The organism is Micromonospora desertarenae, from assembly GCF_056150265.1.
In genome coordinates this window covers 39,268-51,859 of the sequence record NZ_JAXCFQ010000005.1, presented here as the reverse complement: position 1 = coordinate 51,859, position 12,592 = coordinate 39,268, and the positions used below count along the sequence as shown (strand labels likewise).

The window sequence follows — 12,592 nt, the reverse complement described above, 5'->3', positions numbered from 1 at the left end:
GTTTGGGGCTCCCGTTGGGGGGATGCTTCAACCCGGCTGTCCGGGTACCGTCCATCCTCGGATCCAACGCACCGTAGGCGACTGGATCCGCTGGGGAGTGAGGTGCGCGAGCGATGCCGTGGTGGTCATGGCGCCCCGGTCCCGCCAACGGCGGCGATCCGGAAACTCGAAGCGGGATCACAGTGGAGGGCACCGTCCGGGTCGGGCCACCGACCCCCCGGCAGCCGGAGGACGACTCCCCGGCCGTCGACCGGCCCGCCATCCCGGAGATGCGAGCCACGGTCGAGCCGGTCACCCTCGGCCGGGTCTGCGAGGCGCTCGACCTGCTCGACGTGCGTTACCTGGCCGACGGTGACGGCAACCTGCTGGCCATGTGGGAGCGGCACGCGGTGCTGGTCACCCTCGAAGGCCCGGAGGACGAGATCCTGGTGATGCGGGCGCGTCCACACGCGACGGTCCCGCCCGACTGGGCCGACCGGGCCTACCGGGTGGTCAACGAGTGGAACCACACCCGCCGGTTCTGCAAGGCCTACGTCGGCGACCCCACCGAGCGCGGCCAGCTGCCCATCTACGCCGAACTCCAGGTGCCCTTCGGTGCCGGGACGCACGACGCGCTCCTGGTCGAGATGCTCGACTGCGGCGCCGCGGTGGCCACCAGCTTCGTCGACTGGCTGCACGACGAGGGCGCCCTGCTCTGACCGCCCGCCCGCCCGGGCCGCGGTCCGCCGGGCGTGGTCGCCTGTCTACCGGGCCGGCCGCCCGCCGGCTGGCCTACCCGGGCGTGGCTGCCGGGTCGCGAGGCGTGCCCGCCGCCGTGCCGACGGCTACGGCGTCCCGGCGGCCGGGTCCTCCATCACGTTGACCATGAAGTACGCGGCCCGCTCCAGGTAGTCCCAGAGCGCGGTGGCGAGCTCCGGCGGCAGGTCGAGGCGGTCGACGGCCGTGCGCATGTGCCGCAGCCAGGCGTCCCGCTCGGCCGCGCCGATCCGGAACGGCGCGTGCCGCATCCGCAGCCGCGGGTGCCCCCGCTGGGCCGAGTAGGTGTTCGGGCCGCCCCAGTACTGCATCAGGAACAGCGTCAGCCGGTCCGCCGCCGGGCCCAGGTCCTCCTCCGGGTACATCGGGCGCAGCAGCGGGTCGTCGGCGACCCCCGCGTAGAACTCGTCGACCAGCTTGCGGAAGGCGGGCTCACCGCCGATCGCCTCGAAGAGGGTCACCGAGGGCCGGGGACGGTCGGACTCAGCAGCGGGATTCACCGTTCCATCCTGCCAGGTGCCCCCGGGCCGAACCCGGGGGAGGGACCGGGGTACGGGTGTAAGTCAGCTCACCGCGTGCCGGGGCCGCCCCGGTTCGCCGGGCCGGCCGGCGACCGGACCGCCGCCCCCGTCCGACGGCCGTTCGCCCGCCCCGCCCTCGCCCCGGTCCGGCGCGCCGCCGGTCTGCTCCACGGTCGGGTCCTCGGCCGGCTCGGCGGCCGCGCCGCTCGCCCGTTCCGCCGCGGTGACCGCCGCGTCGACGCTGGCCCGGCTCGGCCAGCGCAGCGCCACCAGGGCCATCAGCAGGACGCCCGCCGCGCTCCACCACCCGACCACCGCCGGGATCGGGAACCGCTCGGCGAGCAGCCCGGTGGCCAGCACCGCCACGCCCTGGATCACCTGCACCCCGCTCGCCATCACGCCGAACGCCCGGGCCCGGAAGCCGCTGGGCAGGGCGCGCACGAACAGCCCGTTGGCCATCGGCAGCATGCCGGCGACCGCGAACCCGCAGGCGCCGGCGAGCAGGGCCACCACCGCCGGTGGCGGGTCGAACAGGGCGGGCACCAGCACCGCCGGGGCGAGCACCGCGAGCGGCCGCATCAGTGCCAGCCGCCGGTCCGGCCCGAACGCCCGGCCGACCACCAGCCCGCCGAGGATGAAGCCGACCGGGTTGGCGGCCATGATGACGGCCTGCGCGACGCCGGTGTCCATCCCCTCGCCGCCGTGCTCGCTCGCCCAGGCCGCGGCCAGCCCCTCGGGCACGATGGAGAAGAGCATGGCGCTGAACACCAGCACGGCGATGGCCCGCAGCACCGGGGTGCCGAACACGATCTGGAACCCCTGGCCGGTCTCCCGGAGCAGGTGGCTGCGGTGCGCGGCGGTCATCGCCGGCGGCCGGTCGGAGACCCCGAAGCGGGTCAGCGCGGCCGAGACGGCGAACGTCGCCGCGTTGATCAGCAGGGCGACGGCCGGGTTGAACGCCGCCACGGACGCGCCGACGAGGTAGCCGACGACCTGCGCGGCCTGGCCGGCGCTGGCGTTCAGGGAGAGCCCGAGGACGAGCCGGTCGCCGGTGAGCACCAGCGGCATCAGCGCGGACTTCGCGGCCTGGCTGGGCGGGTTGGCCAGGGTGGCGGCGAAGAGCAGCACCAGGATCGCGTTGACCGGCATGTTCGGGATGGCGATGACCGCCATCAGGGCCATCCGGATCAGGTCGCAGGCGACCATCACCTGCCGGTAGCGGTGCCGTTCGGCGAGGGTGGACAGCAGCGGGCCGCCGACCAGCCAGGGCAGGTAGCTGATCGCGAACGCGACGGCGGAGAGCGCCACCGAGCGGGTCTCCCGGTAGACCAGGAGGGTGACGGCCGCCTTGGCGATGTAGTCGCCGACCCAGGAGAGCGCGCTCGCCGCGAAGATCGCCCGATACTCGCGCTGGGCGAACACCTCGTGGAAGGTGGCCGGCCCTTCCCGAGAGGGTCGCTCGTCGGACACCGTCGCCTCCATCGTTTCCCGGGTGCAACCGCTCGTGGCGTACGCGCCCGGGAAACCGTCGTCAGATCTACGGATCAGCGAGGACGTGATCACGTTCCGGGGGGAACGCGTGCCCCGGATTCTGCCCGATCGTCTGACAACTGGCTAGGGCGAACGGCTTGATCGTCGCATCCCCGACTGAACGAACGGACGATACCCGAGGGGCCGGCCGGCCCGCGACCCCATGCTGCTCGGTCACCCGGCCACTCAGGTGGCGCCGCCCTGACCGGTCTCGCCGGGGCCGCCGGCGGCCATTCCCGGGTAGAGGCGGGCGGCCGCGATCCGGGCGGTGATCCCGGAGTTCTCCAGCGCCTCGGTGAGCCGGCGGCGCAGCTCGCGGCCGACCGCGAACTGCCCGTCGGCGGTGGTCTTGACGACGGTGCGGATCACCGCGCCCTCCACCGTCATCTGCTCGACCCCGAGCACCTCGGGCGCCTCGACGATCTCCGGCGACAGTTCCGGGTCGACCGCCACCGACGCGGCGGCGGTGCGCAGCACCGCGGTGGCCTCCTCGGTGCCGGCGAAGCCGATCGGCAGGTCGACCACGACCAGGGCCCAGCCCTGGCTCTTGTTGCCGACCCGGACGATCTCGCCGTTGCGGATGTACCAGAGCACCCCGCGCCCGTCCCGGACGGTGGTCACCCGCAGCCCGACCGACTCCACCACCCCGGTCGCCTCGCCCAGGTCGACCGTGTCGCCCACGCCGTACTGGTCCTCGATGAGCATGAACAGGCCGGCGATCAGGTCCTTGACCAGACTCTGCGCGCCGAAGCCGAGCGCCACCCCGGCGATGCCCGCGCTGGCCAGCAGCGGGGCGAGGTCGAAGCTGAACTCCTTGAGCACCATCAGCAGCGCGATGCCGAAGATGAACGCCGTGGTCAGGCTGCGCAGCACCGACCCGATCGCCTCGGCGCGCTGGCGCCGCCGTTCCGGCACGAACTCGCCCGGCTCGGCCGCGGCGGTGGGGATCCGCTCCCGCAGCGGCCGCAGCATGGTGGGCACCCCGGCGGCCGTGGTGGTGCGCACCAGCCGGCGGATCGTCCGGTGCACCAGCCACCGGGCGGCGACCGCCAGCAGCAGGATCAGCACCACGCGCAGCGGCTTGAGCAGGATCCAGTAACTGCCCTCGGCGAACCAGACCGAGTTGGTGATCTCCCAGGCCGCCTTGCAGAGCGCCTCCTCCAGGCACTGGGGGCTCGGCGTCGGGTCCGGGCTCGGCGCGGGTTCGGCGAGGAACAGGCTGACGGAACTCACCGTGTCTTCGTACCGCACCCCGGGTGGGCTCTCCGCGCCGACCCACCGCCGGGGTGACCGGTGCCGCCGGTACGCCCGCCCGCCGGGTGCGAAACCGGTCATCGTGGCGGGCGCGGAGGAAGCCTCACCGGGGGACCGGCGCCGTCGAGGCGGCGGTGGCCGGCTTCCTCGCCTCGTGCGGTGGCGCGTGCGACGCCGCCGCCACCGACCGGCCGGCGCCGCCGATCCCTACCCCGGCTCGTCGAGCAGCAGCGGCACGTCGTGGACGGACAGGTCCAACCGTGGACGCAGGTACCGGACCCCGTGCCGCCACCGGTGATGCTCGTACGCCGTGTCGACCTCGATCTCCGCCACCACGATCGGTTCCACCTGGGTGTACCGCAGGGGCTCGGGACGGTCGAGCTGGCCGGACCAGGCGGCGGGGAGCGGCTGTGGCCACGGGTGGGTCACCGGGCCGCCCGGACGCCGCGCCCGCGGGGGTGTGAGCAGGGCGCTCAGCTCGCGGCGCTGCCCCTCGCCCAGGGGGTGCGTCCGGCCGGTGTAGCGCAGCCGCCCGCGCCGGTCCAGGCGCCCCACCAACGCGCTCTCCGGAGCGTCGATCGTCCCCGTGACACCGCCGATCACCGCCTCGGTGGTGCAGTAGGCCCGGAACTTCCGCCAGCCCCGCCGGCCCGCCTCGTAGCGTCCGTCCAGCTCCTTGATCATGACGCCCTCGACGCCCGCCGCTGTCCAGTTGCCCAGCCACTCGGCCGCCTGGGCCACGTCGGTCGTCTGCGGCGACAGGGTGATCGCCGGGGGCGCTCCCGCCAGCAGGTCGACCAGGAGGGCACGACGATCGGCGAGCGGGACGTCGAGGAGCGGCCCACCCGGCGGCGCGCTGAGCACGTCGAACACGACGTAGTGAGCGGGGTGGCGGCGGGCGGTGGCGAGCAGCTGCCGGCCCGCGGTCACCCGACGTTGCAGCAGAGCGAAGTTCGTCCTCTCCCGCTCCCAGGCAACCAGCTCCCCGTCGAGCACCACACCGGGCGGTACGGCGGCCGGTACCGCCCGGGTGATGTCCGGGAAGTAGGTGCTGAGGTCGCGGCCGGCGCGGGACTGGAGGTGGACGCCGGCGGCCGAGCGGAAGGCCAGCGCTCGCCAGCCGTCCCATTTCGGCTCGTACGCCAGCCCGGCGCCCTCGGGTACGGCGTCGACCGCCACGGCGAGCATCGGCGTGATGGGCGGTCGTAGCGCCGCGCCGGCGGCCGGGCCCGCTCTGCGCCGGGCCGGGCTCACCGTGCCGGTGGCGCCGCCTGTCGGTCGCGAATCGCTGTCACCCCCGCCTCGGATACTCCAGGGTGCGGCTGCGCTCGCGCTGGTAGATGCGGAAGGTTGGATACCCGGCCCCGGCCACGCGAGCCCGACCCGGGCCGGGGCCGTCGAGGTACGGCGCGCAGCGGTGCGTCGAGGGCGCCACCGGTCGATCAGCGGTCGGTGCGGGACCGGTCCCGGGAGGTGACCCCGGGGGCGCGCTGGCGGTTCACCCGCACGCCGCCGGCTGGTCAGGGTGCCCGCCGGCCGTCGGTGGCGCGCCGGAGCACCTCCGCGGCGGCCAGCCGTCCGGCTGCCCGGTTGATCGCCGCCGACGAGTCGACGTCGTGGACCAGGATGCGGCGCAGCACGACCCGGACCGGGGGCGGCTGTCCGCCGCAGAGCCGGACCAACTCGGTCCGGATCCCGTCGGCGAAGCCGTCGACGCACTCCTGGCGCAGGTCGGCCGGGCCGGGTGGTCGTCCCTCGAACCGTGCGGTGAAGGCGTAGGCCGGATGTGGCTCGACGTCCGCGAGCACGACGGCGATCCCGCCGCAGGCCGTCTGGGTGCCGTGCCGCACGTGCACCGCCCGGATGGGGGTGGTCCAGTCCGGCTGGTCGGTCATCGCCTGATCATCGCAGCGGCCGTCCGGTCGGGGATCGTTCTGTCCGGGGTCATCGGCATCTTCGAGCCCCCTGGCCTGTCGTGGACGGCAGGGCGGCGAGCGAAAGATCATCGGGCCCGGATCCGGCGCACCTGACACCGGCAGGGGGCCGTCGACCGCTGTCCCGTGGCGGAAGAGTTCACCCAGGTCGGCACGGCGATCAGCCGCAGTCCGGATGATCTCTCTACCAGATGAGAGATTAGTACGTGCAATCCCGGTTCCGATCAGGGACTATTGGCGCAACGGATGTCGGTGATCCGGCCGGCGTCGGCCGCGGTGAGCGCTGTGCCCGATCCCGGTCGACGGTGGCGAGTGGGGCCGCTGGACCGGGAGGGTGAGCGCGATGCCTGACATACGACCCACGGTGGGCTCCGGCGCGCTGGTCCTCAACGCCACCTACGAGCCGCTGTGTGTCGTGTCCGTCCGTCGTGCCGCCATCCTCGTGCTCTCCGCCAAGGCCGTCTGCGTCGCCGACGGCGACGGTGTCCTGCACAGCGCCCGCAACGCGTTACCGGTGCCGTCGGTCGTCCGGCTCACCCGGTTCGTCCGGGTGCCCTACCGCACCCACGTCGGGCTGTCCCGCCGGGCCATCTTCGCCCGCGACGGCTGGCGGTGCGCGTACTGCCGGGGGCCGGCGGAGACCATCGACCACGTCTTCCCGCGCAGCCGGGGTGGCCGGCACGCCTGGGAGAACGTGGTGGCGGCGTGCGCCAAGTGCAACCACACCAAGGGCGACAAGACCCCGGCCGAGCTGGGCTGGCGGCTGCACGCGCTGCCGGCCGCCCCGAAGGGCGTCGCCTGGCGGGTGCTGGGCCACCGGGCGCCCGACCCGCGCTGGGCCGACTGGCTCGACCTGCGGGAGCCCGAGGCGGCCTGAGCCCCGCTCACCCGTCGCGCGCCCGCACCAGGGTGGCGAAGACGACCACGTTGTCGGCGTAGCCGGTCTCCCCGCCGACCCAGCGGCCGCCACAGGTGATCAGGCGCAGGTTGGGGCGGCTGAAGTCGCCGTACACCTCGTCCACCGGCAACCGCTCCTTGTCGAACCGCTCCACCGAGTCCACCTCGAAGACCGCCACCGAGCCGTCCTCGCGGCTGACCTCGACCGGGTCGCCGGCGCGCAGTTGACGCAACCGGTGGAACACCGCCGGCCCGGTGCTGGTGTCGACGTGCCCGACGATGACCGCCGGCCCGTACTGGCCCGGGGTCGGGCCCTGGTCGTACCAGCCGGCCTCCTGGGCGCGGTCGGCGTCCGGCACGGCGATGCTGCCGTCCGGGGCGATGCCGACGTTGTGCACGGGCGCCGCCAGGTCGATCGGTTGGCTGCTGATGCCCACCGGCCGGCTCGCCGGCAGCACCGGGAACTTCTTCGGTGGCGGCCGCAGGCTGGCGGTGAACCGGTCGGGCAGCATGCTGATCCCGGTGACCCGCTCCACCCCGAGCATCGCCACGATCAGCACCATCAGCGTGCCGATCACCAGTACCGGCAGGCCGGGGTTGGCCGCGGCCAGCCGTCGACCGGGCGCCCAGCGGTGCCGGGGTCGGGCCGGCAACGGCCGGGTGGCGGGGTCCGGCGTGGCGACGCTGGCCGAGACGGCCTCGCCGGCCACCCGGCGCAGCCGCCGGGTGGTGGCCACCACCGCCCGTCCGGACGCCCGCAGCGCCCGGCGGGCGGCCGCCCGGCCCGGTCGCGGGGTGCGCGCGCGAGAACCGGCCATGGCGGCGGGGGGTCAGGAGCCGGCCCCGGTCCGACGGCGGTTGCCGAACACCCCGAAGGCCACCACCACGGCGACCACGGCGACGCCGCCGACCAGCAGCAGCGAGCCGGTGCCCCGGCCGCCGGCGGTGGCGCCGCCCCCGGTCGCCGGCCCCTTGCTGGGCTGCTCCATGTTCAGCACGGTCAGCGTGGTGGTCGCGGTCTTGCCGTTCTGGCAGCGCAGGTCGACCGGGTAGTCACCGGGCTGTTTGTTGGCCGGGATGGTCGCCTGACCGGTCAGGAAGCCGTTGTCCGGTCGGAGCACCACCCGCCCGAACGCGTCGGAGTGCACCTCCGCCTGCCGGTTGTTGCCGTTGTCGCAGCCGGCCCGGATGCTCACCCGGGTGCCCGCCTGTGCGCTGTTCGGCGTCACCTCGACGAAGACGTTCTCGGCGGCCCGGGCCGGCGTCGCGCCGACCAGGACGAAGGCCCCGATCACGACGAAGACCCCGAGCAGCCGGATGATGGTCGACGGGGCGTGGAGCACGCCTCCGTCCGGTCGCAGACCCCGCATGATCCTCCCTCCCGGCACCGGTGTACCGGTCCTGCTGGGGCGACCCGGCGTGCTTTCCCCCTGGGTGCGGGGCTAACCGGGCCGGTCAGCGGCGCCGGGTGGCGGGGCCGTCGGCGGGCGGCAGCGGGGTGACCGGATGCCAGTCCAGCGGGGTGGAGAGCACCATCGTGCTGGACGGCTGGCCGTACGGGGCGAGCCGGTCGATCACCGCCTCGAACTCGTCGATCGAACCGGCCGCGACCTTGAGCATGCTGCACGCGTCGCCGGTGATCCGGTGGATCTCCAGGATCTCCGGCCACCCGGCGACCTCGGGGTCGTGCAGGATGCACCGGGCGCCGTAGCAGGACATCCGGATCAGCGCGACCACCGTGCGTCCGGCCCGGGTCAGGTCGACGTGCGCGTGGTAGCCGGTGATCACGCCGGACTCCTCCAGCCGGCGGACCCGCTCGGCCACCGCGGGCGGGGAGAGGTGCACCCGCCGGGACAGCTCGCTGAAGGAGAGCCGGGCGTCGGCCTGCAACTCCCGCAGCAGCGCCCAGTCCATGTCGTCCATGAGCAGACCTTACGTTCTCCAACCGGAACCGCCGAACCGCCTTCGCGACGGCAGGTCGTCCCGGCGCAGCGCCGTTGAACAGGCATTCCGTTCGCCGCTGTGACCGGGAGATCATGTCGCCACCCGGCTCACGGAGGAGACGACAGGTGAAGCAGACGGAGCTGCCGGCGCCCGCGCCGGCCGCGGTGGTGCGCCCCACCACCCCGCAGCAGCGGGCCGCTCGGGCGCAGCGCAACGGTGGCAAGCCGACGCTGGAGTTCGCCGAGCGGGTGCCGTACGACGCGTACGTCCGGGCCAGCACCCTGCACCGGTTGCAGGAGCCGCTCAGCGACGACCCGGGCGAGATGTCGTTCCTGGTGGTCAGCCAGATCATGGAGCTGTACTTCAAGCTCACCTGCCACGAGCTGCGGGAGACCCAGCGGCTGCTGCGCGCCGACCGGGTGTGGGACGCACTGGCCCCGCTGCGCCGGGCCGCCCTGCACCTGGAGGGGTTGAACGCGGCCTGGAAGGGGCTGCGCTGGATGACCCCGGCCGACTTCAACCGGTTCCGCAACCTGCTCGGCGAGGGCTCCGGCTTCCAGTCGGCGATGTACCGCCAGCTGGAGTTCCTGCTCGGGCTCCGGGACCCGGCGCTGATCCGGCCGTTCCGCCGGCAGACCGAGGTGTACGCCGAACTGACCGCCGCCCTGGCCGCGCCGAGCGTCTGGGACGACGTGCTCGCCCTGCTCGCCCGGCACGGCCACGACCTGCCGGCCGAGCTGCTGGAGCGGGACGTGGCCGTCGAGCACGAGCCGCACCCCGCGGTGGAGGCGGCCTGGGTGCGGGTCTACGCCGACGCCGGGCCGGAGAACCACCTGCGCCTGCTGGGCGAGGCGTTGACCGAGGTGGCCGAGCAGTTCGGCGACTGGCGGCAGCACCACGTCAAGGCCGTACAGCGGACAATGGGCGCCAAGGTCGGCAGCGGCGGCTCCGCCGGTCTGGCGTGGCTGCAGCGCAGCATGGCCCGGGTGGTCTTCCCCGAGCTGTGGTCGGCCCGGACCGCGATGTGAACCGGAGAACGAGACATGGACACCCCCGCACCCCTCGCCGCCGGTGAGGCCGAGGCGCGCCGCCTCGACGCCGCCGACCGCGGCCACCGCCACCTGTTCCACGTGCCGCCGGCCGAGGGCGGCCGCTACCCCGAGGTGGCCTACCTGGCCGGCAACTCGCTCGGACTGCAGCCCCGGGCCACCCGTACCGACCTGCTCGCCGATCTCGACGCCTGGGGCCGGCTCGGCGTCGAGGGGCACCTGGAGGCGGAGCGGCCCTGGCTGCCGTACCACGAACTGCTCACCGGGCCGGCCGCGCGACTGGTCGGCGCCCGGCCCGCGGAGACCGTGGTGATGAACTCGCTCACCGTCAACCTGCACCTGCTGATGGTCAGCTTCTACCGGCCCGCCGGCGCCCGCACCCGGATCGTCATCGAGGACAGCGCCTTCCCGTCGGACAGCTACGCGGTGCGCAGCCAGGCCCGGTTCCACGGGCTCGACCCGGACGAGACGGTGGTCCGGCTCCGGCCCCGTCCCGGCGAGGACACCCTGCGCACCGAGGACGTCACCGGCTACCTCGCCGCCGAGGGGGACCGGGTGGCGCTGGTGCTGCTCGGCGGGGTCAACTACCTCACCGGCGAGCTGATGGACATCCCGGCGATCACCGCCGCCGGCCGGGCCGCCGGGGCGACGGTCGGCTGGGACCTGGCGCACGCCGCCGGCAACGTGCCGCTGGCCCTGCACGACTGGGACGTCGACTTCGCCGCGTGGTGCTCGTACAAGTACCTCAACTCCGGCCCCGGCGCGCTGGCCGGCGTCTTCGTCCACGAGCGGCACCTCGGCGACCCCGACCTGCCGCGCTTCGAGGGCTGGTGGAGCACCGACGCGGCCACCCGGTTCGAGATGACCCCGGTCTCCCGGCCACCGGCCACCGTGGAGGCCTGGCAGATCTCCAATCCGCCGATCTTCGCGATGGGCCCGGTGCGGACCTCGCTGGAGATCTTCGACGCCGTCGGCATGCCCGCCCTGCGCGAGCGCAGCATCCGGCTCACCGGCTACCTGGAGCGGCTGCTCGACGAGGTGACCGCCACCCGGCCGCTGACCGTGGTCACCCCGCGCGAGCCGCAGCGCCGCGGCTGCCAGCTGTCGGTGCGGATCGGCGCCGGCAGCGCCGCCGAGCTGACCAAGCGGCTGCGCCACGAGCACGGCGTGATCGCCGACGCCCGGGAGCCGGACGTGGTCCGGTTCGCCCCGGTGCCGCTCTACTCCACGTACCACGACTGCTGGCGGGTCGCCGAGGCGCTCGCCGCGACCGTCGGGGAGGTGACCGCATGAGCGAGCGGAGCGCGCGAATCATCAGGCTCAGCGCGATGGCGCCTCATGGTGGCACGCAGCGGAGCGGAGGGCCGGCATGAGCGCCGAACGGGACGAGATCGCGGTGGTCGGCGCCGGCCTGGCCGGCTGTCTGCTGGCCTGCTTCCTGGCCCGGCGCGGCTACCGGGTGGCACTCTACGAGCGGCGGCCCGACCCGCGTACCGGGCGGGTGGAGCGGGGCCGCTCGATCAACCTGGCGCTCTCCGAGCGCGGCCTGGACGCGCTGCGCCGGATCGGGCTGGCCGAGCAGGTGATGGCGGACGCGCTGCCGATGCGCGGGCGCATGATCCACCCGGTGGACGGCGAGCCGCAGTTCCAGTCCTACAGTGCGACCGGCGACCTGGCGATCAACTCGATCAGCCGGGGCGCGCTGAACAACGCCCTGCTGGACGCCGCCGCCGCGCTGCCGGGGGTGCGGATCGCCTTCGACCACCGGCTGGTCGGCCTCGACCCGGCCAGCGGTGAGATGACCTTCGAGACGCCGGCGGGCAAGACGACCGCCAGCGCGCCGGTCGTGCTCGGCGCCGACGGCGCCGGTTCGGCGGTACGCGGCCAGCTGCTCGGTCACGGCCTGCTCACCGAGAGCCTGGACTTCCTCGACTACGGCTACAAGGAGCTGACCATCCCGCCGCTGGGCGGCGACTTCGCCCTCGACCCCGAGGCGCTGCACATCTGGCCGCGCGGCACCTCGATGATGATCGCACTGCCCAACCCGGACCGGTCGTTCACCTGCACGCTCTTCTGGCCCACCCACGGCACCGCGAGCTTCGCCTCGCTGGGCAGCCCGGCCGCGATCGAGCGGCACTTCGCCATCCACTACCCGGACCTGCCACCGCTGGCGCCGAACCTGGTCGACGACTACCAGCACAACCCGGTGGGCGTGCTCGGCACGGTGCGTTGCACGCCGTGGCAGGTGGACGGTCGGGTCGGGCTGCTCGGCGACGCGGCGCACGCCATCGTGCCGTTCTACGGGCAGGGCGCGAACTGCGCGTTCGAGGACGTGGTGGAGCTGGACCGCTGCCTGGACGAGTGCGCCGACGACTGGGCGGCGGCGCTGCCGCTGTTCCAGGAGCGCCGGCGGGACAACGCCGAGGCGATCGCCCGGATGGCGCTGACCAACTTCGTGGAGATGCGGGACAAGGTCGCCTCGCCGGTGTTCCAGCTGTGGCGGCGGGTGGAGCACGCACTGGAACGGGCGCTGCCCGGCCGGTACGTTTCGCAGTACGAGCTGGTCTCGTTCTCCACCACCCCGTACGCGGAGGTGCGGCGGCGGGTGCGCCGGCAGCACCGGGTGCTGGGGGCGGTGGCCGCCGGTGCGGTGGCGGCGCTGGTCGGTGCGGTCGGCGCCGCGGTCAGCCGAGGGAGGCGCTGATGA

13 protein-coding genes are annotated in these 12,592 nt (G+C 74.2%); 5 read left to right on the top strand and 8 right to left on the bottom strand.

Features of this window, described 5'->3' with window-relative positions:
• The first annotated feature begins 113 nt into the window (after window positions 1-113).
• Window positions 114-698, top strand: coding sequence for a type III secretion system chaperone family protein (locus tag SM577_RS11860; RefSeq protein ID WP_167179355.1), 585 nt, complete (start codon window positions 114-116; stop codon window positions 696-698).
• Window positions 699-824: 126 nt separating this feature from the next.
• Here SM577_RS11860 and SM577_RS11855 read toward each other — a convergent pair whose 3' ends face one another.
• The 5 genes from SM577_RS11855 to SM577_RS11835 all read right to left on the bottom strand — a co-directional run bounded on the left by SM577_RS11855 (window position 825) and on the right by SM577_RS11835 (window position 5,956).
• Window positions 825-1,256 (bottom strand): globin, encoded by a 432-nt coding sequence (locus SM577_RS11855; RefSeq protein ID WP_302919097.1) that lies wholly within the window; start codon window positions 1,254-1,256, stop codon window positions 825-827.
• A gap of 63 nt (window positions 1,257-1,319) precedes the next feature.
• On the bottom strand, window positions 1,320-2,759 hold the full coding sequence (locus SM577_RS11850) for an MFS transporter (RefSeq protein ID WP_302919096.1): 1,440 nt from the start codon (window positions 2,757-2,759) through the stop codon (window positions 1,320-1,322).
• Window positions 2,760-2,993: 234 nt separating this feature from the next.
• Window positions 2,994-4,142 (bottom strand): mechanosensitive ion channel family protein, encoded by a 1,149-nt coding sequence (locus tag SM577_RS11845; protein WP_302919095.1) that lies wholly within the window; start codon window positions 4,140-4,142, stop codon window positions 2,994-2,996.
• Window positions 4,143-4,268: 126 nt separating this feature from the next.
• A complete protein-coding gene (locus tag SM577_RS11840; protein ID WP_474586897.1) occupies window positions 4,269-5,249 on the bottom strand; it encodes an ATP-dependent DNA ligase in 981 nt (326 codons plus the stop codon).
• A gap of 332 nt (window positions 5,250-5,581) precedes the next feature.
• Window positions 5,582-5,956, bottom strand: a complete 375-nt coding sequence (locus SM577_RS11835; RefSeq protein WP_474581926.1) for a hypothetical protein — start codon at window positions 5,954-5,956, stop codon at window positions 5,582-5,584.
• Window positions 5,957-6,338: 382 nt separating this feature from the next.
• On the opposite strand from SM577_RS11835, the gene SM577_RS11830 reads away from it, so the two are divergent.
• Entirely contained in the window at window positions 6,339-6,872 is a 534-nt protein-coding gene (locus SM577_RS11830) for an HNH endonuclease (protein WP_109902624.1), read from the top strand.
• Window positions 6,873-6,879: 7 nt separating this feature from the next.
• On the opposite strand, the gene SM577_RS11825 is transcribed toward SM577_RS11830, so the two are convergent.
• The 3 genes from SM577_RS11825 to SM577_RS11815 all read right to left on the bottom strand — a co-directional run bounded on the left by SM577_RS11825 (window position 6,880) and on the right by SM577_RS11815 (window position 8,815).
• Entirely contained in the window at window positions 6,880-7,710 is an 831-nt protein-coding gene (locus SM577_RS11825) for a class F sortase (protein ID WP_302919092.1), read from the bottom strand.
• Window positions 7,711-7,722: 12 nt separating this feature from the next.
• Window positions 7,723-8,262, bottom strand: coding sequence for a hypothetical protein (locus SM577_RS11820; protein WP_474586896.1), 540 nt, complete (start codon window positions 8,260-8,262; stop codon window positions 7,723-7,725).
• 85 nt (window positions 8,263-8,347) lie between these two features.
• Window positions 8,348-8,815 (bottom strand): Lrp/AsnC family transcriptional regulator, encoded by a 468-nt coding sequence (locus tag SM577_RS11815; RefSeq protein ID WP_302919090.1) that lies wholly within the window; start codon window positions 8,813-8,815, stop codon window positions 8,348-8,350.
• A gap of 146 nt (window positions 8,816-8,961) precedes the next feature.
• Between SM577_RS11815 and SM577_RS11810 the strand changes: the two genes are divergently transcribed.
• From SM577_RS11810 to SM577_RS11800, 3 genes are all read left to right on the top strand, one after another.
• On the top strand, window positions 8,962-9,864 hold the full coding sequence (locus SM577_RS11810) for a tryptophan 2,3-dioxygenase (protein WP_474586895.1): 903 nt from the start codon (window positions 8,962-8,964) through the stop codon (window positions 9,862-9,864).
• 15 nt (window positions 9,865-9,879) lie between these two features.
• Window positions 9,880-11,178 (top strand): kynureninase, encoded by a 1,299-nt coding sequence (gene kynU / locus SM577_RS11805; RefSeq protein WP_302919088.1) that lies wholly within the window; start codon window positions 9,880-9,882, stop codon window positions 11,176-11,178.
• Window positions 11,179-11,254: 76 nt separating this feature from the next.
• The gene (locus tag SM577_RS11800) at window positions 11,255-12,589 is read left to right on the top strand and encodes an FAD-dependent oxidoreductase (protein ID WP_474586894.1); all 1,335 of its coding nucleotides are present in this window, start codon (window positions 11,255-11,257) and stop codon (window positions 12,587-12,589) included.
• Window positions 12,590-12,592: the final 3 nt, after the last annotated feature.